Here is a 24,657-nt window from a genome sequence, read left to right on the forward strand (position 1 = left end):
AATAAATATTTTCAAAGATTTTCCTCCCCCTCCCCCTACTTTTAGTAAGTGGGTCAGGCAGGCGGCGTCCGGGCCTCTCTCGGTGTAGCGGTGTTCGTTCCACTCTGTGGTGTTGCCTCTTCTCCCCTCCGGTGCGTGTGCTCTCTTATAGGAGTGTTAGTCTCTCTATGGGAGAGTGTAGCTGAGAGAGGGATATAGAAGGTCTAAGGCGGTGTGTCTATGATGATGAGAGTTACATCTGATGGATCAAAGATGGTGACCAGTTGCATGTTGGACGGGTTATCATGCAGTTCATCTATGATGAGTGGTGCAGGTTCAGTTGCCAAAGCCTCCATCCTCCTTTGCTGTCTTGATGTCATGGTGAAGCTTGCATAAGGGTTGCCAGTTGTTACGATCCCAGAACAGGCGCTTGTCTCCCTTATGTGGGATGATGTGATCGACTACTGTTGCTGCTGTGATCTCTCTCAGTTCCTCGCAGTGCACACACTCCGGGTTGTGTCGCAGGTACCTTTCGCGGGCTGCTCTCCACTTGTGGTTGTACCCTCTCTGGTAGGAGTTACCTCGCTGCTGGTCCTTGGCCTTGGCATGCTTGGTACAGTAGGTGCCGGACTCTATCAGTTCAGGGCAGCGTGGGTAAGAGCAGGGGCGTTTAATTTTCCCCGGCATCGCCAGTGTCTATCTGCAGCGTGATGAAATCCGATAGTGGGCGGTTTATCAACTCTCTTAATTTTTCAATGAATTCCTCAAGCCCGGATATATTGACATCCACATTAGCTGTCAGGCTGCCCACTGTTGAGCCCTGCACCTCTGCATTGCCTTCCACCTCAGCTATAGTCCAGGCAGGACGTTTAAAGTAATACTCCACGTTTCGCTTCGTGTGACTAACGCTGCCTTGTCGTTCACTGAAATCTTCCTGTGGTTCGACAGTCATTGTTTTGGTGATAGTGTACTGTTTGCCAAGCGCATCGAGTGCTTCCATGATTTTAAGAAGCTCGGTTTTATTCATTACAGTCTCTTTAAACATTGGCTTCATCCTTCTTTATTGGATTTGTAAATACAGGACCCCCGCACTCAGGGCATTTAATACCGTCCATTCTGACATCTCTGCCAACCTTACTCCATTCACATAGCATGCAGGTGCATTTAACTTTCATCGTACTCACCCTTCTGTACTAATAATCTTAAACGGACCACGCACGCCAGCACTGAAATTCTCTGCAGCCATCAGAGCTTCACGAACCCTTTCGTGTGGGTTCCCTTCACCAAGTCGTAGCGAACTGAACAGACTCCCCTTGGCCAGATCCTCACCGCAACCAACAGCCTCATATCTTTCAGTAGGCTTACCTACCTGGAAGTCATCTCCGATCATAAATAGTTCTCCTCGATAGCCGACCAAGAATGTGCCGCCGCTGTCTTCACCATTGTTGGTGCGAGCATAGCCGCCCTCCTTCAGGCAGCGCCGGACGGACTCGACAAACTCAGTCACCATGTATTCGTAGGTTTCCAGTCCTGGTTTATGATATGGAACCTCCAGTTTGAAGCGCAGTAATTGCCCCATCCTGAATGACGATGTGAAGCCCATAATAAATTCGCCTTTCTTGAAGACTTTCTCATCTGCTCTGATAGTAAGGCTGAGCCCGCCAACGCCGGCGCTGTCGCCGCCCATATAAACCTTTCCTTCGTCCACCAATCCAACAATACAAGTCATATACTACCTCCAGTGGATGGATGCCCATGTACCGTACTTCGCCGTCACCTCTGCAGCTTTTCTGGTGTAGATTATGGGCTATATTAAACAGGCTCAGCTGCTATCACATGCACTTTGAGTGCCGGAAGCGCTGAACCCAGTAAGCTGATATTAAGTAATGCCCCCGAGACTGATATCAAGGGAGCTTTTCCGAGCCTGCAGGGTGATTGTCAGTGTGAATCCTCCAGCCACAGACCCACCTATGATGTATTTTGGCTCATCCAGACTGACGGTAGTGGACTCTACCGATATGAAGACCACAGGCTTAGCGGAGAACTTATTGGCCCCGAATACGATAATCGGCAATGTATAAACTCCAGTGGCCTGAGCTGCCACATCAATAATACTGGCGCTCTTGATTCGGCTGTCTCCAGCAAGTCCCTGCAGACCTGTTAAGCCGGTAGCTCCGGTTACTCCAGGCGGGCCAGTTGCTCCAGGTGGACCCGCCGGACCGATTGCCCCAGTTTCACCTTTGAGACCTGTGGCTCCGGTAGGACCTGCCGGACCGACAGCTCCGGTTGCCCCGGTATCGCCCTTTTCTCCGTTTAATCCGGCCGGGCCTGGGTCTCCCTGTGGCCCTGTTTCTCCAGGCGGGCCTTGTTCGCCAGTATCACCTTTCACTCCCGGGTCTCCCTTAGGGCCTTGCTCACCCGTTTCTCCTGTGTCTCCTTTGATACCTTGCTGTCCGGGCGGGCCAGGAGGACCTTGAATACCGGCTGTGCCGTTCTCACTCATATTCTTAATGAGTTGCTTCAGCCGCCAATATAAGGCCTGGGTTTTTAAATCATCCATTAGAGCGCCCTCCCCTTAACAGAGACGTTGCCGCCGGTGACGGATGCGAGCTCAACCTGAAAAGCCACCAACCCAGTTACCGTGAACTGCCATATCTGCCCCACACCGCCCGACCAACTGGGTTCTACATCTGCTGTGCTGACTCCCATCATAGGCCGCGGCGTACCACTGGCTGAAATAGCCCTGAAGTTTACCGTAGCTGCTGAAGCCGTACCGTAAATCTCTATGGTGAGTAATTGCTTGCTGCCGACTTCATATGATCCGACTACCGGCGATGTTGCTGCGTCTATAAGGGTGACATCCTCCGGATCTGCTACAACCATCCTAAAATTTTGGCTGCCGTCCTCATTGATGTTATCCGCCTCATTTACAACCGCGCCATCTGACCTTACGACATATCCGGGCCTTGCAAGTCTATCATCCACCGTTCTACTCCCTTCCTAGTTGTTCTTCTTCCAAGCAAGCTATGAGTCCCTTCGGTTGCATGCCATGCTTCGGTTCTCCGTATATGAATATTTCATCGCTTCTGCGCATAAGCGCGGCTTTAAAGATCGGGGATAATTCCATCGGGCTTTCAGGAACTTCCTTTGCCTGGATAGGACGATCCGGAATTTTCACTCCATCCGTATCCTCTAATGGATCGGGCGGCCATGTAATCCAACGTTTCCATTGCCAGCAAGCCCCCACAAGCAAAACATCTGCTCTCTGCTTCGGGTCTATTCGGTAATCCATGCCTAAAAATTTCCTGTCTTTGTTTGCATCAACGGTGATGAACCCATCTTTAGCGAGATGATGGTGCATCTTCCCGTTAACTCCGATATAGAACGGTGTTTCTCCAGCACGTTTTTCAAAATCAGCAATGAAGATTCTAATGAGGTCTACCAATTTAATCTTAATCTCGTCCACCTCCCAGGCATAGAAAAAGCCACCCAAGGTTATGGATGGCCTTATGTAGTGCGTATGCAATTGTTTTGATGAATAAAAGCTATTAAGGCGCATTATTGTACATTCCGCCCAAAAATGCTTTTTCAATAACCTTGATATGACTCGCCAGTTCTTTTCGTTTATTACGCAGTGTCACAATTTCTTCCGACAAAGTTTCGATTTCATTGTCTGTTTCTTTTACATAATTGTTATAAAAATTTTCCCTTGAAACGGCGTCTGTTACCCAGTCAACTGCTGCTTCTACCACTTCTTTGCGCGCTCGCAGTACAGCGAGTTCTTCATTTTTCTTGACTACAGATTTTTCAAGCTTTTCATGTTCAGACCTGAGACCCTTAATCCAAGTACTTAATCCTTGTGATTCCAAACTCATTCCATCACCTCCCACATGCATGATTCGACATATGGAAGATAAATCCTGCAAGTCTCAGCGAGGATATAAACAACCGTACACCAGCCCGCGCTCCTCAGCATCCGGGTTCTCACTGGCCGTTGCTTCTGCCGGCCCTCTGCAATATGGACAAGCGAGTACATTTTCCTTAGCCTTCTCAATATTGACTAAGAATTGTTCTTCGCAATCTTCTGATAAACATTCATACTTCACCAGTAGTGGTTGTTCTTCCAAAGTAACGCCTCCTAATTCATTTTGATGAAGCGGACAGCCGGACTCGAACCGGCATTCAGCAGCTTGGAAGGCTGCGGCCCAACCTTTAGACCATGCCCGCATAGTAGGCGGTAATTTATAACATGCGGCTACCGCTAATCCGCCGTGCCCGGCATGGGCGTCAATGCGGGAATGCCCGCGCTGTTTGACTGGGCATTACTGTTATTCAGTTGATGTGGGCAAGGATTTGCACCTTGCATATAACGGCCACAAAGTGACATCCAGCCAAGAAAAAGCCTACTGCCCGATTCCGTTACTATTTCACTTTAGCGTCTACCTATTCCGCCACCACACCGCGTTAAACCTTCCTGATGCCCCTGCCAGACCGCAGGAACGCGTTTCCTACGGCTTGGTCTTGCAGGGCTAGTATTTGCTCGTCTGAACCTGAGACGCGTGGCACGCGCCCGTAGACGGCCATGACAGGCGATGTTTTGGATTGTGGGCGAGAGATCAACTGCGTACTGCTCTGTTCGGCGCCCTCTCGCCTTATGGAAGCCCCACAGGAATACAAAGAGCAGCACCCCGTATGTGCTCTGCTTTGGCACTTGGCCGCAGCTGGCATTCCTTGTGTGGGGTGCTGCTCTCTTTGTTTTCCATGCTATAAATATAACAGGTAAAATAGGAAATGGTGATCACAATTCAGCCTATTTTCAGACAAAAATTTCGTATTTTATGGACACAAAAAAGCCGGGATGTTTGTCCCGGCAATAAACTATTGCAGGAATCTCTTTGCGAAGTCCTCATCTGACTCATAGGAATACACTCCTGGAAGCTCGGGACGCTCCCCTTTTGAGATTGCCTCATACCGCTTAACGGAAGCTCCGCTAAGAACGCTATAGTCCCATTTACCAAGGTCTCTACTGAAATAGAATGTCATAAGAGCATGCGTAAACTTTACATCGACTACAACAGTAGTTTCATCGACTGGTTCAAATTCTTCATCAATATCAAAATCATCAAGATCAGTATTGTCTTCGGTTATGAAAAACTGTTCCACATTATCGCGTGTTTCCATTTGTTCTACCCATCCTCTGACAAAGCGAGCAAAGGCCGCATTGGTCAACTCTTCAATTTTCCAATAATCAGGAACACCTATCAGTTCAAAAAATACGCTATTGAATCCCTGATCACCGAAGCCTTCCAAATAGACCTCAGTAGAAGATTGGTATATGTCCACCTTGCTTATGGTATAGATGCTCTTTTCTTTAAGTACAGCTGCAGCCCGTTCCCATTCTCCATCCCAACCGCCGCGATTAGCAAAACAGACTTTGTGACCTTTCTTAGCCAGGTGAACATTCATGTTAAATTTCTCCTTTGTTAATCTGTAATTCCGCTGCAGATTTCCATGCGTCTGAATAGGCGTTTGCCACGATCATTCTAATTCCCAGTACATGAGTTTCATTGTTTAGATCAATGTGGGTAATGTTGAACTCTTTGAAGTGACTTAACAGGTCAGCCATATGCTTATCAATTTTATCCATGATCACACCTCCAGTTTTTTCTCATCCGATAATTCAGCCCTTATCTGTCTCGCTCGTTCCTGGTTCCATAAATACTCAATCCTAATCCTGTACCGCTGGAGCCTTTCACACCGAATACCGGAAGGGTATTCATCAAATTCACGTTTTCGCTTTGCTGCGTACTCTAATGCTTTACGATCAAAGTATGTAATTCTTTCGACGATATTCCTTACAACCACGGGACTTCCCACCTCTCAGTGAAATAAAAAAGAAGCATCACATATGTTGTGTGCTTCAAACTATATCACCTTTGAGATGTGGTTGCGGACTGTTTTTTCACTAATAAATAGCAGTCCGGCAATATCCCGTGTAGTTTTGTCTTGCACGAGGAGCTCGAATACTTCGCGCTCACGATGCGTTAGCAGAAATTTGCTGTGATGATCGTTCCCCTTCAATGGTGTCACCCCTCCTTGCCCTGGGTTTGTTTGGTATAACAAGGTAAAGGGATACAGTCAAAACATACTATGTATGCGCAATGTTAATGGTGCGGTTGCTGACCCAATTTGGGCGCAGGCGGATGTCCAGTAACAGACAAGCTGAAGCGCAATCCGGCAGCAGGCAGCAGACATTCCTGGATAATCTCTATAGTTATTAGTACACAACAACAATTAAATGTTTATTTTCGTTATTTATTTATTGCAAAACAATAAAACTTATGTTAGATTGGATCATAATCACACATTAGCGGGGGGCTTGTTATGGAACGCGGATCAACACTTTTTTTGAAGGCGGCGCTTATTCTTATCAGTATTCCGGTGCTGGCCTTGTGTATCTTTGTCGTGCCGGAGATTGCGGGGTTTGCAGCAGAATTGTATCCGGATCATGCTTATCTGAAGGTGCTTGTCCTGCTCGATTTATACTCATCGGTGCTTCCCTTCTACTTCGCATTGTATCTGGCGTTCAGGCTGTTAAGCTACATAGACCGGAATAAGGCGTTCTCGGAGCTGTCTGTGACGGCCTTGAAGCAGATCAAATACTGCGCATTGGCCTTTAGCGGCGTGTATGTGCTCGGTATGCCGCTCTTTTACCTGATGGCGGAGAAGGATGATGCCCCGGGTATTATCGTTATCGGGATGGTCCTGATTTTTGCCGGGATGGTGATTGCGGTATTTGCTGCAGTGCTCCAGAAGCTGCTGAAAGAAGCAATTGATCTAAAATCAGAGAACGACCTGACGGTCTGAGGTGACGACATGGCGATAATCATAAATATTGATGTGATGCTGGCTAAGCGGAAAATGAGCGTAACCGAGCTGTCGGAGCGGGTGGGCATTACGATGGCCAACCTCTCCATCCTCAAAAACGGTAAAGCCAAGGCGGTACGGCTGTCCACGCTGGAGGCGATTTGCAAGGCGCTTGACTGCCAGCCCGGTGATCTGCTTGAGTACAGAAGTGAAGAAGAAGGCTCCTGATCCGCACAAATAAATGAAAGACCGCAGCTCCGGAAACTCTCCGGGATTGCGGTCTTTTGATTATATTCAAGATGTAGGTAGTCCTATCTATCTGGTGCAGCCTGTATTAATGCCTGTATTAATGGTAGATAATTGTCTTAATCCGGGCCTGTTCCTCATAAGTCAGCGGGCTGGCCGACGGCGGTGTGTGCAGATGACGCTGCACCGTGTATTCCATGTTCTGATAACTGTCCTCTCCGGTTAACTCCGGCTGCCAATATCCAATGACCCGATTCTTAAGCTCCTTAAGTACTTCCAGCATTCCCTTCATCCTCCTTGAGCGATGAAATCAATAATTTTTTAATATTTTTGGTTACGCTTTCATTATAACACACGGTGTGAATATGTCCACTGGTAAAAGACACTTTTTATAAGATAAATATTTATTTATAGGGATTTTTTTAATCTTTGTATATTACACAAAGATAAGAGTCTCCTGTACACGGACATTCAAATCCTGCCGTATTCGGTTGCACTTGAAGGTGAAAAAATAGGCTGCCGCATGGATGTAAGCCACCTTAAATCCGGGTTAAAAAACCGGCTTGCATCCCGCAGCAAATTGTTTTATGCTAATGATGAAAATAATTTTCTTATATTAGTAGGTAAATACTAAAAATAATTTCAGTAGATAAAAAGAAAAGAAGGTGGAGCAATGTCTCCTATCCTGCATGCCCTGGAGCATGAGCAGGCAAGCTTCTCCCAGATGGAGCGCAGGCTGGCTGAGCGTATTCTCGCCTCCCCCGGAGAAGTGGTCCATATGGGTATTACAGAGCTGGCTGAGCAGTGCGGCGTTAGCCCGGCTACGGTTACGCGTTTTTGCAAGGTACTCCACTTCAAGGGCTTTCCCGATTTCAAAGTTAAGCTGGCCGCAGAAATTGCCCACAGTGATGCCGGGCCGCAGGATGGCGGCTCCTCCTACCAGGATATCGTGGCCGGGAACCCTCTCTCTCTCATCGTTGAGGCGATGCAGGCTAATCATCTGGCCTCTATCCGCGATACAACGTCACTGCTTGATCTGGAGCGGCTGCAGAGCGTTATAGCCTTATTATGCAACGCCCGCCGGGTAGATCTGTACGGGATGGCCACCTCGTCGATTGTTGCGCAGGATTTCTATCAGAAGCTGGTGCGCATTGGTGTGAACTGTACGGCTTTTGCCGATTCACATATGCAGATTACTTCGGCTTCCTCGCTTGCCAAGGGTGATGTGGCTTTTGCCATTTCCTATTCGGGTGAGACGCCGGAGACGATTGACGCCCTTGGCTGTGCGAAGCACAGCGGCGCCTCCACTATATCCCTTACGTCATACGGCAGCAGCACGTTGGCTACACTGGCCGACATCCCTTTGTTCTCCTCCTCGCTGGAGCAGGGCATGCGCCGGGGCGATATGGCTTCCCGGATCGCGCAGCTGCACATCATTGATATTCTGTTCACCGGCATGGTCAGTACCCGCTTCGGGGACTTTATCCCCAAGCTGGAGCAGTCTTATCTGAACGTCCAACATTACCGTAATAAACGGGGAGGTCAATCCTAATGAACATACTTACATTCAAGAGCCAGGAAGATTTCGCGGAAACGGGCGCCAACCTGATCGTCAGCCTGCTGCAGAGCAATCCAAGAGCCGTGCTCGGACTTGCCACCGGCAGCTCTCCGGTCCCTGTCTACGCCAGACTGGTCGAGCTGCACCGCAAAGGGCTGGTCAGCTTTGCCAAAGCCTCCTCTTATAATCTGGATGAATATGTCGGCTTGCCGGAGGACCATCCCCAGAGCTACCGCAGCTTCATGAACGAGCATTTGTTCAATCATGTCGATATTGACCTCGCCCGCACCCATGTCCCTAACGGCAATGCGCCTGATCCGGCAGCGGAGTGCCTGGCCTATGACCGGATGCTGGAGGATAACGGACCGGTTGACCTGCAGATCCTCGGCATCGGCAGCAACGGGCATATCGGCTTTAACGAGCCGGATGCCAGCCTCAGCAGCGGCACACATGTGGTGGATCTGCTGGATGAAACCCGTGAGGCCAACGCCCGCTTCTTTGACAAGCTGGAGGATGTACCCCGCCAGGCGGTAACCATGGGCATCGGCGGCATCCTCAAAGCCCGGCAGATCGTGCTGCTGGTGCGCGGTGAAGAGAAGGCGGAGGCGGTCCGCAATGCACTGGAAGGTCCAATTACGACCCAGTGTCCGGCCTCGCTGCTGCAGAGCCATCCCAATGTAGTCGTGCTGCTGGACGAAGGAGCTGCCAAATGGCTGAAATAACAACTGCAGCAGCTGTCCCAGGACAGCTGCTCTACGGCAAGGTGCTGACACCGTCCGGACTGATTGAACAAGGCGTAATCGCGGTCTCCCCTGAGGCTATTCATTACGCAGGCGAAGCCGCCTGGCTGCCGGCTGCCTACAGCAGCTGGCCCGCAAGCGGCGGAGAGCCAGGCAGCCTGCTGATTCCGGGGTTCGTCGATGTGCATGTCCACGGCGGCGCCGGCCATGACTTCATGTACAGCAACAGCGGCGCTCTGGATGCCATTACCCGCTTCCATGCCGCGCAGGGAACAACAACGATGCTGGCAACGACCATGACCGCCTCCAAACCGGATATTGACCGGGTGCTGGCAGAGGTAAACAGCTACCGTTCAGCGGGGATGCCGTATGCTCAGCTGGCCGGGGTCCATCTGGAGGGACCTTTCATCAGCCAGAAATGGCCTGGCGCTCAGAATCCGGAGCATATTGTTCCGGCCAATATCGACTGGCTGGAAGCCTGGGAGGCGCAGTATCCCGGGCTGATCCGCCAGGTGACGCTCGCGCCGGAACGTGAAGGGGCGCTTGAAGCCATTCTCTGGCTCCGCAGGCACGGGATTACAGCTGCCCTGGGGCATACGAATGCTACCTTTGAGGAGGTCATCGCCGCGGCAGATGCCGGACTGAATCAGGCGGTGCATATGTACAACGCAATGACACCGCTGCATCACCGCAAGCCCGGTACAGCCGGCGCTGTAATGTACGACGGGCGGATTCGTGCAGAGATCATTGCTGACGGAATTCATGTCCACCCTGCGGCGATCCAGATTATTGCCCGGCTCAAGAACGAAGACAATCTGCTGCTGATCACTGACGCAATGTCGGCAACCGGGCTGGATGACGGGGAATACACCATCGGTGATCTGCCTGTAATGGTGAGCGGCGGCGTAGCTACCCTGAAGGAGCATCCCGAAGCGCTGGCAGGAAGCACACTGACCATGATCCGCGGCTTCCGTTATCTGGTTCAGGAGGTTGGGCTAAGCCTGGAGGAGGCTTCCCGGGCAGCCAGCCTTACGCCGGCCGTCTCGCTCGGCATGCAGCGGACCATCGGCTCGCTTGAAGCCGGCAAACGCGGCGATATCCTGCTGCTGGATGATCAGCTTCATCTGCGCGGCGTATGGATCGGCGGCCGGGAGATTACTGCCGGGTAAAGAACGGTATAACCTTATATGCCTTCGGCACAGAGCCGAGCGCTTCTATAGATATAAATAAAAACAAGAGCAGCGGTTTACCCGGATTGGACCGGGGAACCGCTGCTCTTGTTTTTTTTGAAGATTTGTGAGCAGGCGTTCTATAAGATAACACCTGAGCCTGACAATTTACTACTGCAGTAACTTTCCACTGCTGCAGCAGCCTTAGTACCCGCTGTGTGCCGGGAAAATCCGCTCCACCATCGTGCCGAATTCCTTCGCAAAGCCCTTCAGCGGATGGCCTGCACGTGCCTCTTCGGCATAATAATTCGCCCGTTCCACAAAATCCGGATTGGCCGAGACGTAGACATTTTTAATGGCCGGATTATGCTTTTTGACCACGGAGGCGATTCTGTCCTTCATGTCCTTGGTCACATCCTCATTGCCGCTCATCCGGTAATTGTTGTCCGGAGCCACGCTGCGGATACCGATCCCGCTGCCCAGGCTGTCGTCAATGTCACGCTTCATCCGCGTTCCATCCGTGTAATTGCTGCCGAACAATGCCCCGTTGCCGCCGGTCATACCGGCGTCCGTATACCCCTGCGGATTGGCTACGCCGGTTCCCCCGGTTGTGCCTGTACCGGTCAGATCAGCAGGAACTCCGGCCATGGAGCCGCCCATACCTGTAACCCCCGGTGTTCCCGCTGCGCTGCCACGCCCGGTTACCCCGGCGCCACTATCCATACCGCCTGTTCTTCCGGTCATATTCCCTGCATCCATACCGCCTGCTCCACCCCTCATATTCCCGCCGGAACGGGGCAGAAGGCTGGTAAGATTACCGACATCATAGCTGTATGAACGATAATGATGAGTGCTGAGATCGCGCGGCTTCCCGTTGGTCTCATCGAGCTTGACGGCTACATAGGCGCTTTTCCCGGCCAGCATGACGTTGGCGGAGCTGACCTCCGGCATGTCTGAGACCCGCTTGGCAAGCTCCTGGCTCATCTCCATTTTGTCATAAGTGTTGCCCCTTACCGCATTCGTCTGAATACGGCCGCCGTTATTCCCCCCGGCACTGTTCGTATGCACGGTATTATTGTCCGCCGAATGATTACTTCCGCAGCCGGTAAGGCTGACCATTCCCAGCAGCAGGGCTGCCTGGACTACCGATGTGCTGACCTTTGATCGCAACATGTTCTCATCCTCCATCTCTAGAATGTGATGATTGCAGATACACGGCTTAGCATAGCCTGCTGCAGACAGCACTATTCTGAAAGGATTTGGCACACGCTGCCCTCAAGCAGTCACATGCCGGGAGAGCTTCGCGTATCCTGTAGACAGTAGGGCTCCGCAAGGTGAACTCAGGAGGGTTGAGCATGAAGGTTTTATTTACGTTTTATGTACCCAGCGGCGGAGTGGAGACTCTGAACAGGCTAAGATGTGATAGTCTGCAGCGTGAAGGTATCCAGTGCCATGTGTTATATCTCATGAAGGGTTCCTCCCAACAGAACCAGATCAATTTTCCGGTATTCATCGCTTCAGGGGATGAAGAAATCCGTTCACTGCTCGAGGCTGAGCGTTATGATGCTATTATTGTAACCTCTGACTATCTGCTGATGGAGCGTCTGCGCCGGCTGGGCTACGGAGGTATCCTGATCTACGAATCCCAAGGGCTTGGCAGGCGTGAAGATGCAAAGGATATGATTATAGAGGCTGTGCCTTATCTGCGTTCTTACTGCAATGCCGTACTCATTCCGCCCACCGACCATCTGCTGGAACTGTTCATTACCATCTGCCCCTGGCTGCACCGGTACATTATTCCCAACATCGTAGATATTCAGTCTTTCCGCTTTATTCCCGGCGAGAAGCCCCATGACCCGGTCATTGCCTGGGTAGGGCGGCTGGAGAATAACAAGAACTGGCGGGAATATCTGCAGATTGCCAAGGAGATCCGCGCATACAAGCCTGATCTGCATCTCTGGATGTTCCATGATCCGGGGCTAGCTTCCGAAGAGCAGACACAGCTTTTTAATGAGGAGCTGCAACGGCTGGGGCTGAACGACCGTCTGATCGCTTTCAGCAATATCCCTAACCATGTTATGCCGGTATACTTCTCTTCCATTGCCGCCTCCGGAGGATTTCTGCTGTCCACATCGATAACCGAAGGATTCGGTTATGCCGTGGCCGAAGCCATCTGCTGCACCTGTCCTGTACTTAGCACCGATTCTGACGGTGTCCGTTCCTTTATCGTCCATAATTACTCCGGCAAGTTCTATCCGCTGGGCAATATCGGAGTTGCTGTACAGGAAGGCCTGGAGCTGATGAACAATATCGAGCTGCGGGACAGCATCCGCATTCAGGGCAGAAATCATATGGTGGACCGCTTCGGCTCAGAGCGTTATGCCCAGTCGTTCCGTGAAATGCTGAACTCCTTCTCCATTTTCTAGCTGCTGTCGGCCAGCCAAAAGAACCTTCAGGCCTTCCGGTGCCGCTACCGGAGCTGAAGGTTCTTTTGATGAACGGTTGCCTATGCTCCGCCCTGCCTGGATACAATTTCAAACAGCTCCGCCTGAAATATCTGCATGCTTTTCTCCCAGGTGAACTTCCATGAATCATTCTCCCCTTTACGGGCAAGACGCTCTCTCAGTTCTTTATCCCGGATCAGCATGAGGATATCCTGGGCCAGCCTGTTCTCGAACCGGTAGGACATCAGGCAGTTATGCCCGTGCACACCGTACTCCAGATTTCCTCCCGAATAGACCGTAGCCAGCGCCGCCCCGCAGCGCATCGCTTCAAGGCCGGGCAGAGAGCCCGTATCGAACGTGCTGGAGCTGACAAAAATGTCGCTTTCATTATAGTGGTAGCACAGCTCTATATCATTGGAAGGCGTACGCGTATGGTAGCGGTTGTCGGCCAGAATAGCCTTGAGGAAATTAGAATCGGCATATTCACCCGGCGGTGTAATCAGATAGATCTGGACTTCGGGATGAAGCTCTTTGACCGTATTAAGCTCCTGCAGCAAATATTCCTGCTCCCGGTGTCCGGAGAAGCCCCCCTCCGGCTTGCGCAAAATCGCGGATACCACCAGGCTCCTGTCCGGCACCTCACGCATGTGCATATTATGAAAATCCCCGTTCACCCCAACAGGTACAATTCTCCCTTTAATGCCGTGGTTGATCCGCACAATCTCCTGCTGCCAGCGCGACAGCACCATCAGGTTCCGGGTAACGCTGTATGAGGCGAAAGACTGATTGTTGTCGGGCAAAAAGGTCGGTTCATAGCAAAGAGCAAGCCTGACATGGATTCCTTTTCCCTGCTCACTCGCCCGCTGGGCGGACTGCACAGTTGTATAGTAGTTGGAAACAATAATATCCCCGTATGGATAATCATGCTCTGTCAGGGTAGTGTCCTGTGAGTGGAGCACCCGGCAGTGCATCTCATATTCGACTGTGCCTCCGGCAGGCATCAGAACAATCACATCATGGCCTGTAGCGCTGAGGCGGTTGGCCAGTTCGGCCAGCATCCGCTGCGCGCCTCCCCTGGACAGGGTCAGAACCGGAAATATGAGCCTCATGGCCCTCCCTCCTTTCGAAGCAGCTGGGTAAGAACCCCGTTATGCTTGGCCTGTACCATCTGAATCTCCCGGGTCTGCGCTTCGTTGTGTATAACCGAGCCCATTCCCTGATGTACACGGTAATCCAGCAGCGGCTCCTCAATATAAGACCAGCTAAATTGCGGCAGAATCCGCAGCCACAGGTCATAATCCTGGGTATAGAGAAAGCTCTCCTCAAAGATACCGACCGTACGGAAAATCCCCATATCGAGCAGAACCGTACTGCCGTTAACCGGACAGCCTGTCATCATGGTGGCAATCAGCTCACGCCTGTCTGCAAACGGAACACTGATCACCTCAGATACCCGTTCTCCCCGTTCATTGATGTAATAATAAGCAGTATGATTAAAAAGAGTCCCTGTGCGCCGCAGCTCCTGCATCTGCCGCTGGATTTTGTGGGGATGAAACCGGTCATCCGCGCTTAACCAGGCAAAATAGTTACCGCTGGCCGCCTTGATTCCCATATTGAGCGCCGAGCCGGTGCCGCCGTTCTGTTTGCGTATATACAGGATTCTATCCCTGTAAGGGGCAAGCTTCTCGGTATACAGGGTTGATCCGTCATCAACAACAATAAGCTCGATATCGGGATAGCTCTGGGCCAGCACGCTTTCCACCGCCTGGTCTACGTACGGACAATTGTACAACGGAATCACTACTGAAACCTTGGGGCTCTGATTCATGCGCTCACCTCCTTTCCGAAGTATGGTTTAGACCGTTTTGCAGGCGAGCAGTGCATCAAGCGGCGCGTGATCCGGACCGAAGGCTTCACGGAAGGCCGGGTTCTCGGCATGGTGAAAGCCCTTCAGCACCGTTACCGAATAGCCGAGCTTCATGAAGTCCTCCGGCTCCCAGCCGCTCCAATGCCTCTGATAATACTCCCCCTGCAGGTGAAAATGGTCCGTTCCCTCCTGTGGAAAAAATCCGCGCGGCGTAAACACCACTACACGGCTGGCAGCAATCAGCTCCGCTTTTCTCAGCAGCTCCTTGCCCTCATCCACCGAAAAATGCTCCAGCGAATCGATCAGCGTAACAGCCGAGAATGTGTTCGGCAGAAACAGCTTATCGATATGGCTGGCGTTGGCATGAATCGGGATGATGTGGGGTGAAGTATATTTGCGGTGCAGCAGATAGGGCCTGTGAATATCCAGCCCAACCACTACAGCAGCCTCATAACGCTCGAGCAGCGCACCGGTCCCGCAGCCGACATCCAGAATACTGTCGGAAAATTTCAGCTGCTCCAGCAGGACCGGCAGAAAGTCAATCACTTGAATTTCCCGGTACATAGGCTTCTCCCCCAAAAATGATCTTACAGCCGCTGCACGGCTCAGCCGCCCATGGAGGCAATCAGCCCGCGCAGCATCCCGTTGTAACGGGCATTGGTTGCTGCAGCCTCTGCCATGATGACATCATAATGCTTCAGGGTTCCCATCCCGCTGTGCCGCCGGTAGGCTGTTAAAGACTGGTTCAGCATGACCGGCGGATAACCGCTCAGGATAGCCCTGTACCACAGGTCGTAGTCATGTGTATACGGCAGGGATTCGTTGAACAAGCCGATTGCTCCGAACACATCACGCCTGAACATTACGGTGCAGCCGTTAATGGGGTTGCCGTGCAGGAAGCAGCGCAGATATTCCAGCTGGTTCGGGAACACCGGAGAAGCGTTCATCTCCGTCAAATGGGATTCCCCGTTGATATAGTGGAAATTGGTATAGCTGATCAGCAGGCCATTCTGCTCCATGAACAGTACCTGATTGTTGATCTTGTCATGGTAGAACATATCATCTGAGCTGAGCCAGGCGACGTAGTCTCCCGTTGCATGGAGAATGGCATGATTCAAGGCAGTGGCGGTTCCCCCGTTGGCTTTGCCCAGATAATGAATTTTATGCCGGTAAGGGGCAAGCCGGTCCGTATGAACGTAAGAACCATCATCAACTACGATAATCTCATAGGGCTGCCAGGATTGGGATAAGGCGCTTTGCAGCGCCTGCTCAATATAAGGGCAATTATAGAACGGGATAATGACCGAAACCTTCGGACGATTCATGACAACCTTCCTTCCCTGCCGGAGCGGCAATAATCCACAATCTCTTGCAGTGACTGCTCAAGGCTGAGTTCCGGTTTCCAGCCGAGTGCGGCAGCATTCACTTCCGGTCCGCTGCCGGTATCTGCGCCGCCGGCATGGCCCCCGGGGATGGCCTGCACTTCCTCCGGAGCTTCCGGCCCCCAGTCCATTGGAACCGGAGCCCGGGCATGGACCAGCAGCTTCCCCGAAATATCCCCAAGTGTCCGCTGTGTCCCCGAGTCGATCCGGTAGATATTCCCCTCCGTACCGTGCTGCAGAATATAATCATAAGCCCGTACGGCATCCCGCACATCCAGGAAGTCACGCAGCGCATGTCTTGATGACAGCCGGAACACCGGCGGTGCTTCAGTTCCCCCGTCTGCTGCCGCCTCGCTGCGCACAATATGCTGTGCCAGCAGGGAGCAGAAGCCGGTGGAGGGTCCGGGACCGATCAGGTTACAGGGCTCTGCCATCAGCACCGGCTGCTTGAACAAGGTACCCCAGGCGAGAGATACCAGCTCCTCCAGCGTTTTGCTGAGACTGTAGGGATGAGGCGGCCCCGAGGCGGCTCCTGGCCGGTATTTCAGCCGGGAGCCGGCAACCAGAATCCGGCCAGCCGGCCGGGTACGGAGCGCTTCCAGCAGATACAGCGTCGCCATCACGTTAGTCTCCATATAGAGCAGCGGATCACGCCACGACTCCGGCACGGAGTTGCGGCCGGCCAGATGCAGCACTTCATCCGGCTCTGCTTCGGCTACCATGGCGGCCACAGCCTGGCGGTCGCTCAGATCACATGTGAACTGCCTTACCCCTTCCGGCCACGGGGAGGCTGCCGCCGGGCGGCGCACCACAGCGGCCACCTCAGCTCCGGCGGCATGAAAGTAACGGACAGCATGCGCTCCGGTAAAGCCCGCAGCTCCGGTAATCAGCAGCCTCCGCGCCTTCATGTGTACATCGCTGACTGGTTCATCCAGTCAGCCAGTTCCCTGAGCATTACAGAATATGCCGGCAAATCGAAATGAATATCGGCTCTTGTACTTACAAGTGTGCGGTCCTGGACATGAGCGGATTCAGGAATAATCTCAACATCGTTTTTATCAAAGGCTTGCTGCATATGGCGCAGCAGCTCGTATTTGCTGAGCGGCTGCGGATGGGCCAGATGAATCAGGCCGGACACCGGTGAATCCAGCATTTGCTCTACCGCTTTGGCCAGCTCCAGTGTGGTAACCCCGTTCCACATCACCCGCTTATAGCCGGAGACCGGCCCCTTTTGGGCCAGAAACCATTCCATCAGGCCGATACCGCCGGCGCGGATCTCAGGCCCGATGATTGAGGTGCGGATGGTTAAATGGCCGGGTGCACGGACTTCACCGAGACTTTTGGTAATGGCATAGACTGAGGTGCCGTCGGCAGCATCCTCTTCCGTATAAGCACCGCGCGTTCCTTCGAATACGCAGTCCGTGCTGATATGGATCAGGCGGGCCCCGGCGCTATCCGCAGCACGGCGCAGCCGGTGCGGCAGAAAACCGTTCACATGATAGGCGGTAACCCGGTCACGCTCGGCAAAATGATTAAGGACACCCATTGCATTAATAATGCAATGGGGCGATACGATTTCTACCAGCTTCTCAACGCCGGCAATGTCGTCGGCATCGGCATACAGCCCGCCAAGATCACTCTTATCCCGGGTTGTATGGAAGACATGATGTGTACCCTGGCGGCGAAAATACGCCGCCAGCATATGACCCGCCATACCGTTTCCGCCGAGGATAAGCAGCTTCATTGCAGGAACCCTCCCCGGATCAGGATGCTCTTGATCTCCTCCTGATCCATCAGGTTGTTCTCCGAGCTGAAGCTGTTGAACGACACATGCGGGTAGCTCTTGTAGTGGTCTTTCAGCTCTGGCATATCCAGCGTCGGGAGAATAACCAGATACTGCTCATCGTAGACAACGGTGGTCAGGCTCTCGAAATCACTCATCAGGATTTCATGGATTTTTTCTCCGGGACGGATGCCTGCTTCGATCACACTGACATCGCTTCTGCCTGAGGCTTCGATCAGCACCTCCGCCAGATCAACTATCCGGCAGGTCGGCATGGTCATGACGAAGATTTCACCGCCGAGGCTCACTTCAGAGGCTTTGAACAGCAGGGTAATCGCATCGCGGAGTGTGAAGAAGAAGCGGGTCATATTCATATCGGTAATGCGAACCTGGCCCTTATCTCTGATCTGCTTCATGAACAGGTGCACAACGCTGCCGTTTGTTCCAAGCACATTGCCGCCGCGCACCGTTACGAACCGGGTGCGGGAGCCAAGCAGATTGGCGTAGACGAACAGCTTTTCGCCGATGGCTTTGGTCATTCCGTAGAAGTTGGAGGGATTCGCCGCTTTGTCGGTGGAGATGTAGATTGCTTTTTCCACGTTATTGGCGATGGCTGCTTCGATGACGTTCTGGGTACCGACTACATTGGTCTTTAGTGCTTCATACGGCTGATCCTCACAGACCGGCACATGCTTCAGCGCAGCCAGGTGGAACACATAATCTACCCCGCGGCAGGCGGCAATCAGCGCTTCCTTATCACGGATATCCCCGATGACGAAGCTAAGGCGGTTATCTTCATATTCGCGGCTCATTGCCACCTGTGCAGACTCGCTGCGGGAGAAGACGATGATCTCCTTGGGATTTTGCGGCAGCAGCTGCCGGATAAGCTCATGCCCCCAGGAACCGGTGCCGCCGGTGACCATAATCCGTTTATTATTAAACATGCAGGTTCCCTCCAAGCAAAAATTTAACTACTTTAGCCGAGACATCCGGAGTCAGATAGCCTTCCGGTGCCTCCCATTTCGGACTCAGTGACGTCATCAGCCGGACACTGCGCAGAATGCTGTTCTGCTCCACTCCCGACACTACATTGCTTCCGCAATCCACCGTCTCCGGACGTTCTGTTGTCCGGCGGATCGTTACGGTCGGCACTCCCATCAGGCAGCACTCCTCCTGGACAGTTCCGCTGTCGGTAATCGCACAGAAGGCGTGCTGCTCCAGATGAACGAAATCAAAAAATCCGAAGGGCTCATGGAATTCCACCAGCGGGTTCATCTCAAGTGCGAACTGCTCTGTCAGCTTGGAGCGGGTACGCGGATGGATACTGCAGATCAGGCGGAGGCCAAACTGCTCAGCGACCAGATTAAGCCCTGACATGATCTGTACCAGCGCATCAGGATCATCCACATTCTCCGCCCGGTGCGCAGTAACAAGAAAGTATTGCCCTGAGGTTAGCGTAAGCCGGGATAAAATATCGCTGCTGCCGATCTGCGCCTGGTAGTGTGTAATCACTTCATGAATCGGGTTGCCGGTAAGCACAATACGCTGGCTCGGAAAACCCTCGCTGACCAGATGGCGTTTGCTCTGCTGCGTATATGGCATATTAATGGTCGAAACCGCGTCGATGACACGGCGGTTTTTCTCTTCGGGCACTTTCAGGTCATAGCAGCGGTTGCCCGCCTCCATATGCACAACCGGAATGCCCATCCGCTCGGCGAGAATAGCGCATAGCGCGCTGTTCGTATCGCCCAGCAGCAGCACCCGGTCCGGCTGCTCCTTCAGCAGGATACCTTCCAGGCTGCCGAACATGGCGGCCATCTGGCCGCCCAGTCCCGCCTGCTTATCCTGCAGCACATAATCCGGTGCCCGCAGTCCAAGCTCTGCGAAGAACACTCCGCTGAGGCTGGCCGTGAAATTCTGGCCGGTATGCACCAGCACATGCCGTTCCGCGTGCTTATCCAGCAGCGGAATGATCACGCTGAGGCGGATAATCTCGGGCCGTGTGCCCAAAATGGTCATGATCTTCATGGGTTCACTCCCTTTGGGGTTGCCCCTGCCTCGCTATGGGCAGGGGGTATTGATGGCTGGCGAGTGGCGCAGCGCCTCGCCAAAAGGCAAGGCTGGCGAGTAGCTTAGCGTCTCGCCTAAGGCAAGGCCGGCGAGTAGCTCTGCGCCTCGCCTAAGGCAAGGCCGGCGAGTAGCACAGCGCCTCGCCTAAGGCCAAGGCCTAGCGGCTGCGCCCCCGCCGCCGGGCCTTCCCGCCGCGGTGCTTGCGCCCGCGGCTGCTCTTCCGGCGCGCGCTGCCGCCCGCACGCCGCTTGCGTCCCGGGCGCTTGCCGCGGCGCGCCCGGGTTCTGGCGCGGCTCAGCCTGCCGCGCCGGAGCTTCGCGCGCCGCAGCCGTGCTGCGCGGCGCGCCTTGGCCGGCGGCGGAGCTGTACGCGCCGCCGGTTCGCCGCCGCCCGGTGCCTGCGGCACGGGCGTGGCTGGTGAAGCGCCGCCGGGCTCAGGCGGCGCAAGGCAGTAGCGGAGCTGCCAGCGCTCCGCGAGGCCGAGCAGGCGGGCGCGGTAAGCCGCCGGCCCGTAGACGGCGTCGATGCGCTCGCGCGCCTGGCTGCCGATGGCGGCGGCAAGGCCCGGCTCCGCCAGCAGGCCGTTTACGCGTGCAGCGAGCGCGCCGATATCTGCGGCCGGGGCGAGCAGGCCGCCGCAGCCGGCAGCCTGCAGCACCTCACACAGGCCGCCGGAATCGTAGGCGACGACCGGCTTGCCGAAGGCCATTCCTTCCAGAGCCGTCATACCAAAGCCCTCGCGGATCAGGCTGGGGACAACCAGCAGATCCATTGCACAGTAAGCTGAAGGGAGAGAATCCTCATAGCCGTAGAACTTGAACCGGGAGGTAAGCCCCTCCAGCTTCACCTTACGTACACAGCGTTCGTAGTAGCTTTTGTCCCCTGGGGTGCCGATGACCACATATTTCGCTTCCGGATGCTGTTCGCTGACCAGAACTGCCATTTTGACGAAATGCTCCAGACCTTTTTCTTTATTAATGAAGGAAGAAATGTAACCGATCAGAAGCTCCCCGGGATTCACCCGCAGCTCGCGGCGCCGTTCGCCCCGGAGAGTGCTCCAGGCCTCCATCAGCAGCTCACGGTCGTTCCAGGAAGGCGGGAGCTGCGTAATCTTGCTGTCGCGGATTTCCTGCGGAAAGCAGGCCGCCGCTGTATGGGAGATAGCCAGAATTTCATCACTGTTCCTGTGGATCAGCTCCACACTGATTCCGGTATATTCGTTGTCCGTAATCGTCTCGGAGATTTTCCATACCACGGGAATACCCAGCGACTTTGCCGCCAGCGCCGGCAGAACATGCACACAGGTGCTGGAAATAATGAATGCCGGCCGGAGTGCGGCAAGCCAGTTTTTCAGCTCCAGATACTCCCGGCCTTCCTGAAATTTACGGATGTCCGCCTCAAGCCCGGCATACGGAGTGTACATACCGTAGACCAGCGGAATCGGAATCACCTGCACATTCAGGCCGGACCTGCGGGCCTGCTGGGTCAGCTTTCCGTCCTGGGGTGCTACGAGAATGCAATTGAAGTAACAGGACAGCTCGCGGGCGAAGAACAGCAGCAGCTTCTCTGCACCTGTGATGCTGCGGGTATTGGAAACGTGGGAGAAGAGGACGATTGTAGCTTTGTCGGCCATGGTGTATCGGCGCTCCCTGGCAAGGGGCCTCGAGCAGCCATTCACCTCCTTCAAAGTTTTACGAAGCATGAGCTGCAGAGCATTTCTTCGTGTAAAACTTGCTTCGAAAGCATACGCTTAGTTTTACGAAGCATTAGCTGCAGAGCATTTCTTCGTGTAAAACTTGCTCCGGAGCTCTTTGCTCCGTTGTATTCCCCTGTCAGCTGCCGTTGCGGTTTGACCGCATACCATCCGCTACAGGGCGAACGTCAAGGTCCAGTACACAGTATATTGGGAGGGAACAGATGCCGGCACGACACCTGTCCCCCGGTAAATGCACATTTTCAAGAGACCGTCCTGCTTGCGGAGGACCTTTAACCGTAGATGACAGTCAGCAGCTGATGCAGGCGTCTGGTGTAGGTATGATCCTTCAATGTCCGCTCGAAGGCGCGCAGAGCCATGTTCCGGCGTTCTTCCTCGTGAGTCAGGTAATAACGGATTTTATCCATCATCTCCTGGGGGCTTGAGAACGTGTCGATCTCCTCACCCACCTTGTAAAAGGTTCCCATGTCATCTCTGGCATCACTCAGCTGCAGCGTACCGGCGGCGGCAATTTCAAAAGTGCGCGGATTCGGCGAAGCAGCCGGGATCAGCAGCGCATTATTGTTGTCCTTCTCGTCTACATGAGCCCGGTGCAGGTTAATGACGATTTTGGAGCCGCTATAGGTTACCGATGTTTCCTGTGGAGACATCCATTTGCCGATTTCGATCCGGTCCCCGTAGAGCGGAGCTTCCGGCAGGCGGTCCCACCAGATCCCGTTAATGACGGTGTTGTAGCTCATGAGCTCAGGCATAATGTCACGGAAAAAATTGATCCGGTTCCAGTAAGCCGAGCCGATAAAGCTGACATCCCGCTGGATCGGCGAACGACCGGTTGTCGGACGGTAGTGCTCCCGGTGGGCGGCAAACGGCAGGTAATGCACCTCAGGGCAGCCAAGCCCGCGGTATACCTCCACGCAATTGCGCTCCAGGGTGAACACGTAATCGTAGTGGGCAACGATTTTCATCGTAAAGTCAGTGTAATACGGGTCATCCGTTAACCAGATTGCCGTCTTGATTCCTCTGCCCCGCAGCATGGAAATCTGCTCCAGCGGCAGCTCCATTCCGTCCAGCACCAGTACGAGATCCGGCCGCTGCACTGCTGCAAGCTCCGCCAGGTTCTGCCTCACATCCGATACGGTCACCTGGGCAGTCAGTCTTTGCAGCGCAAACAGAACGGCATCATCCAGCGGTGAGTACGGATAACCCTTACCGGAAGCCACGTACAATACATGAAGATTACGCACCGGAATCGGCTCCTCCGGCCGGCCGTCCAGGATGGCGAGCCGTCCGCGCAGGTAGCCTTCGTCATAGCCTGTTTTGAAGCCGGTCAGGCGTCCGCGCAGCTTCTCTTCCTCCGCCGGTGTCCGTGGCAGCGGCGGCGCGGGCATGATAAATTCGTTATTCATGAATAATCGCTCCTTCATCCCTTTGGATTTCACATTTGTGAAGTAAGAACATTCAACAACTCAGGCAGCCTGGCCGTAAAGGTATGCCGGCGCAAGGTCGTCTGCAGGCCCCGGAGCGCAAATTTCCGCCGCTCGTGCTCATGCTTCAGGTAATACTCGATTTTGCGTTTCAGCTCATCCGCTGAGGCAAAGGTCTCCAGATCATGGCCCGGACGGTAATAGCTGCCCAGATCCTCACGGATATCAGTCAGCTGCATCGTTCCGCAGGCGCTGATCTCATAGGTACGGGGATTGATGGAGCGGGACGGCAGCTGAAACGTATTGCGGTTATCCAGCCCGCCTTCCCACGGCCGGTGAATATTGATGACCAGCTTAGCTCCGCTGTAATAATTGGCCGTCTCCTCGGGAGGAATGAAGCCGCTCCTGATAAACGGCGACAGCTCATCGAATTGGCTCAGCCGCTCCCAGAAGCCTCCGGCAATCAGCACTTTTTTTCCCTTAAGAAAAGGGGCCAGCTCATCAAACAGCGCGGTACGGTTGCGGAACGCGTTGCCGATGAACACAATGTCGAAGTCATACTGCGGCCCGGTCCGGCGCGGATAGAACATTTGCGGGTTCACACACAGAGGAAGATAATGCACTGAGCCGGCACCCAGCGAGCGATAGAATTCGACACAGCCCAGCTCATGTGTAAAGACATGGTCATAATGCAGGCAGATGACTGAGGTATCCTCGGTAAAATAAGGATCATCCGCAAACCAGATTGCCGTAGCGATACCCAAATTCCGGATTTCATCAATTTGCTCCAGGTGGTTCGCGGGAAACACATGCAGCCCGTTCATGACCAGCACTGCCCCGGGCTGCTCGCGGGCGGCTACCTCAAGCATGGACTCCGGGCTGCTGATAACCACTTCACTAACCAGCAGCTTAAGCGCTTCTGTGATTCCTGTATCGATCGCTTCGAACCCCTGCGGGACATACATCAGCTTGAAAGGCCGGCATGCTTCCACCTCCGGAGAATTCAGGCGTTTTACAGCTTCACATAAGCCGAGACGGTATCCCTCCTGATAGCCGTCCCGGTAATCCCGCGGACGCGTTCTTCTCTTTTTTGCTTTCACGGCTTTCACCCTGCCCCGTTGTATTCTCAAGACAGTAGTACTATATGCGGAGTCAGCATCCGCCTCATGGACATCTGCCATGCCCGGCAATAAATTGGCATATGCCCCCTGCCAAGCACCCGGGTTGCCCGCACCTTTGCTGATTCCTTCCACTCCCGCCGCGGCCAACACAGCGAAAAAAGCCCCAAACAGCCACACGGCCGCCGGAGCATTCTTTACAGGAGCTATTTCAGGAAACAGGTTAGTTAATGATTCATCGAATGTTAAGTATAATGAGCCCGATCGAACGTATAAAATCATCTTGGTGGCACATG

The 24,657-nt window shown here is 53.6% G+C and carries 30 protein-coding genes, 1 tRNA gene and 1 pseudogene; 6 read left to right on the forward strand and 26 right to left on the reverse strand.

The features are described 5' to 3' along the window. Positions 1 to 203: 203 nt before the first annotated feature. The 13 genes and pseudogenes from R70331_RS32380 to R70331_RS24840 all read right to left on the reverse strand — a co-directional run. Positions 204 to 326, reverse strand: coding sequence for a hypothetical protein (locus tag R70331_RS32380; RefSeq protein WP_269322365.1), 123 nt, complete (start codon positions 324 to 326; stop codon positions 204 to 206). Further along, positions 316 to 666, reverse strand: a complete 351-nt coding sequence (locus tag R70331_RS24780) for an HNH endonuclease (protein ID WP_042180215.1) — start codon at positions 664 to 666, stop codon at positions 316 to 318. The genes R70331_RS32380 and R70331_RS24780 overlap by 11 nt, the downstream gene beginning before the upstream one ends. Continuing rightward, the gene (locus tag R70331_RS24785) at positions 650 to 1,024 is read right to left on the reverse strand and encodes a hypothetical protein (protein ID WP_042180217.1); all 375 of its coding nucleotides are present in this window, start codon (positions 1,022 to 1,024) and stop codon (positions 650 to 652) included. Before R70331_RS24785 ends, R70331_RS24780 begins: the two co-directional genes overlap by 17 nt. Before the next feature lie 135 nt (positions 1,025 to 1,159). Continuing rightward, positions 1,160 to 1,708 carry a hypothetical protein gene (locus tag R70331_RS24790; protein ID WP_042180219.1) on the reverse strand — a complete coding sequence of 183 codons (549 nt, stop codon included), beginning with the start codon at positions 1,706 to 1,708 and terminating at the stop codon, positions 1,160 to 1,162. 150 nt (positions 1,709 to 1,858) lie between these two features. Continuing rightward, a complete protein-coding gene (locus R70331_RS32385) occupies positions 1,859 to 2,539 on the reverse strand; it encodes a collagen-like domain-containing protein (protein WP_052419209.1) in 681 nt (226 codons plus the stop codon). Further along, positions 2,539 to 2,964, reverse strand: coding sequence for a hypothetical protein (locus R70331_RS24800; RefSeq protein WP_042180222.1), 426 nt, complete (start codon positions 2,962 to 2,964; stop codon positions 2,539 to 2,541). The genes R70331_RS32385 and R70331_RS24800 overlap by 1 nt, the downstream gene beginning before the upstream one ends. 4 nt (positions 2,965 to 2,968) lie before the next feature. Beyond that, on the reverse strand, positions 2,969 to 3,538 hold the full coding sequence (locus R70331_RS24805) for a hypothetical protein (RefSeq protein ID WP_042180226.1): 570 nt from the start codon (positions 3,536 to 3,538) through the stop codon (positions 2,969 to 2,971). Next, positions 3,528 to 3,854: a hypothetical protein gene (locus tag R70331_RS24810; protein ID WP_042180228.1), complete on the reverse strand. Its 327-nt coding sequence runs from the start codon at positions 3,852 to 3,854 to the stop codon at positions 3,528 to 3,530. The genes R70331_RS24805 and R70331_RS24810 overlap by 11 nt, the downstream gene beginning before the upstream one ends. 54 nt (positions 3,855 to 3,908) lie before the next feature. Next, positions 3,909 to 4,106, reverse strand: coding sequence for a hypothetical protein (locus R70331_RS24815; protein ID WP_042180230.1), 198 nt, complete (start codon positions 4,104 to 4,106; stop codon positions 3,909 to 3,911). Between the two features lie 28 nt (positions 4,107 to 4,134). After that, positions 4,135 to 4,206: transfer RNA gene (locus R70331_RS24820), tRNA-Gly, on the reverse strand. A gap of 651 nt (positions 4,207 to 4,857) precedes the next feature. Further along, a complete protein-coding gene (locus R70331_RS24825; RefSeq protein ID WP_042180231.1) occupies positions 4,858 to 5,445 on the reverse strand; it encodes a hypothetical protein in 588 nt (195 codons plus the stop codon). A gap of 1 nt (position 5,446) precedes the next feature. Further along, positions 5,447 to 5,626 (reverse strand): hypothetical protein, encoded by a 180-nt coding sequence (locus tag R70331_RS24830; protein WP_042180234.1) that lies wholly within the window; start codon positions 5,624 to 5,626, stop codon positions 5,447 to 5,449. 281 nt (positions 5,627 to 5,907) lie between these two features. Further along, positions 5,908 to 6,060, reverse strand: a pseudogene (locus R70331_RS24840) (LuxR C-terminal-related transcriptional regulator); the annotation flags it as partial. 303 nt (positions 6,061 to 6,363) lie between these two features. Between R70331_RS24840 and R70331_RS24845 the strand changes: the two are divergent. Further along, a complete protein-coding gene (locus R70331_RS24845; RefSeq protein ID WP_042180240.1) occupies positions 6,364 to 6,846 on the forward strand; it encodes a DUF2975 domain-containing protein in 483 nt (160 codons plus the stop codon). A gap of 9 nt (positions 6,847 to 6,855) precedes the next feature. After that, positions 6,856 to 7,074 (forward strand): helix-turn-helix domain-containing protein, encoded by a 219-nt coding sequence (locus R70331_RS24850; protein WP_039876701.1) that lies wholly within the window; start codon positions 6,856 to 6,858, stop codon positions 7,072 to 7,074. A 118-nt stretch (positions 7,075 to 7,192) separates the two neighbouring features. On the opposite strand, the gene R70331_RS24855 is transcribed toward R70331_RS24850, so the two are convergent. Continuing rightward, positions 7,193 to 7,375 (reverse strand): hypothetical protein, encoded by a 183-nt coding sequence (locus tag R70331_RS24855; RefSeq protein ID WP_042180241.1) that lies wholly within the window; start codon positions 7,373 to 7,375, stop codon positions 7,193 to 7,195. A 390-nt stretch (positions 7,376 to 7,765) separates the two neighbouring features. Between R70331_RS24855 and R70331_RS24860 the strand changes: the two genes are divergently transcribed. From R70331_RS24860 to nagA, 3 genes are read left to right on the forward strand one after another with little or no spacing between them, the layout of a single operon-like run. Then, complete coding sequence (locus R70331_RS24860; protein ID WP_042180242.1) at positions 7,766 to 8,644, forward strand: MurR/RpiR family transcriptional regulator; 879 nt, start codon at positions 7,766 to 7,768, stop codon at positions 8,642 to 8,644. Then, entirely contained in the window at positions 8,644 to 9,372 is a 729-nt protein-coding gene (gene nagB, locus R70331_RS24865) for a glucosamine-6-phosphate deaminase (protein ID WP_042180245.1), read from the forward strand. The genes R70331_RS24860 and nagB overlap by 1 nt, the downstream gene beginning before the upstream one ends. Continuing rightward, positions 9,360 to 10,559 (forward strand): N-acetylglucosamine-6-phosphate deacetylase, encoded by a 1,200-nt coding sequence (gene nagA, locus R70331_RS24870; protein WP_042180248.1) that lies wholly within the window; start codon positions 9,360 to 9,362, stop codon positions 10,557 to 10,559. The genes nagB and nagA overlap by 13 nt, the downstream gene beginning before the upstream one ends. A gap of 204 nt (positions 10,560 to 10,763) precedes the next feature. Here the strand turns inward: nagA and R70331_RS24875 are convergent, their stop codons facing one another. Further along, the gene (locus tag R70331_RS24875) at positions 10,764 to 11,732 is read right to left on the reverse strand and encodes a YhcN/YlaJ family sporulation lipoprotein (protein WP_042180251.1); all 969 of its coding nucleotides are present in this window, start codon (positions 11,730 to 11,732) and stop codon (positions 10,764 to 10,766) included. A gap of 182 nt (positions 11,733 to 11,914) precedes the next feature. Here R70331_RS24875 and R70331_RS24880 point away from each other — a divergent pair, with 182 nt between their 5' ends. Next, positions 11,915 to 12,985 carry a glycosyltransferase family 4 protein gene (locus R70331_RS24880; protein WP_042180254.1) on the forward strand — a complete coding sequence of 357 codons (1,071 nt, stop codon included), beginning with the start codon at positions 11,915 to 11,917 and terminating at the stop codon, positions 12,983 to 12,985. Positions 12,986 to 13,065: 80 nt separating this feature from the next. Here R70331_RS24880 and R70331_RS24885 read toward each other — a convergent pair whose 3' ends face one another. The 11 genes from R70331_RS24885 to R70331_RS24935 all read right to left on the reverse strand — a co-directional run bounded on the left by R70331_RS24885 (position 13,066) and on the right by R70331_RS24935 (position 24,352). Continuing rightward, complete coding sequence (locus R70331_RS24885) at positions 13,066 to 14,112, reverse strand: glycosyltransferase family 4 protein (RefSeq protein ID WP_042180257.1); 1,047 nt, start codon at positions 14,110 to 14,112, stop codon at positions 13,066 to 13,068. After that, complete coding sequence (locus R70331_RS24890) at positions 14,109 to 14,831, reverse strand: glycosyltransferase family 2 protein (RefSeq protein WP_042180259.1); 723 nt, start codon at positions 14,829 to 14,831, stop codon at positions 14,109 to 14,111. The genes R70331_RS24885 and R70331_RS24890 overlap by 4 nt, the downstream gene beginning before the upstream one ends. A gap of 27 nt (positions 14,832 to 14,858) precedes the next feature. Continuing rightward, complete coding sequence (locus R70331_RS24895; RefSeq protein WP_042180261.1) at positions 14,859 to 15,434, reverse strand: class I SAM-dependent methyltransferase; 576 nt, start codon at positions 15,432 to 15,434, stop codon at positions 14,859 to 14,861. A gap of 41 nt (positions 15,435 to 15,475) precedes the next feature. Then, on the reverse strand, positions 15,476 to 16,195 hold the full coding sequence (locus tag R70331_RS24900; protein ID WP_042180263.1) for a glycosyltransferase: 720 nt from the start codon (positions 16,193 to 16,195) through the stop codon (positions 15,476 to 15,478). Continuing rightward, positions 16,192 to 17,160, reverse strand: a complete 969-nt coding sequence (locus tag R70331_RS24905) for an SDR family oxidoreductase (protein ID WP_042180265.1) — start codon at positions 17,158 to 17,160, stop codon at positions 16,192 to 16,194. The genes R70331_RS24900 and R70331_RS24905 overlap by 4 nt, the downstream gene beginning before the upstream one ends. Continuing rightward, entirely contained in the window at positions 17,157 to 17,996 is an 840-nt protein-coding gene (locus R70331_RS24910) for a dTDP-4-dehydrorhamnose reductase family protein (protein ID WP_042180267.1), read from the reverse strand. Before R70331_RS24910 ends, R70331_RS24905 begins: the two co-directional genes overlap by 4 nt. Continuing rightward, positions 17,993 to 18,979: a polysaccharide biosynthesis protein gene (locus tag R70331_RS24915; RefSeq protein WP_042180269.1), complete on the reverse strand. Its 987-nt coding sequence runs from the start codon at positions 18,977 to 18,979 to the stop codon at positions 17,993 to 17,995. The genes R70331_RS24910 and R70331_RS24915 overlap by 4 nt, the downstream gene beginning before the upstream one ends. Further along, the gene (wecB, locus tag R70331_RS24920) at positions 18,972 to 20,063 is read right to left on the reverse strand and encodes a non-hydrolyzing UDP-N-acetylglucosamine 2-epimerase (protein WP_042180271.1); all 1,092 of its coding nucleotides are present in this window, start codon (positions 20,061 to 20,063) and stop codon (positions 18,972 to 18,974) included. The genes R70331_RS24915 and wecB overlap by 8 nt, the downstream gene beginning before the upstream one ends. A 199-nt stretch (positions 20,064 to 20,262) precedes the next feature. Continuing rightward, positions 20,263 to 21,738, reverse strand: coding sequence for a glycosyltransferase family 4 protein (locus R70331_RS24925; RefSeq protein ID WP_052419210.1), 1,476 nt, complete (start codon positions 21,736 to 21,738; stop codon positions 20,263 to 20,265). Positions 21,739 to 22,091: 353 nt separating this feature from the next. Beyond that, on the reverse strand, positions 22,092 to 23,225 hold the full coding sequence (locus R70331_RS24930) for a CgeB family protein (RefSeq protein WP_081947743.1): 1,134 nt from the start codon (positions 23,223 to 23,225) through the stop codon (positions 22,092 to 22,094). A gap of 29 nt (positions 23,226 to 23,254) precedes the next feature. Beyond that, positions 23,255 to 24,352: a CgeB family protein gene (locus tag R70331_RS24935; protein WP_442950593.1), complete on the reverse strand. Its 1,098-nt coding sequence runs from the start codon at positions 24,350 to 24,352 to the stop codon at positions 23,255 to 23,257. Positions 24,353 to 24,657: the final 305 nt, after the last annotated feature.

It is taken from the genome of Paenibacillus sp. FSL R7-0331, from assembly GCF_000758645.1.
In the GTDB taxonomy this organism is placed as follows: domain Bacteria; phylum Bacillota; class Bacilli; order Paenibacillales; family Paenibacillaceae; genus Paenibacillus_AQ; species Paenibacillus_AQ camerounensis.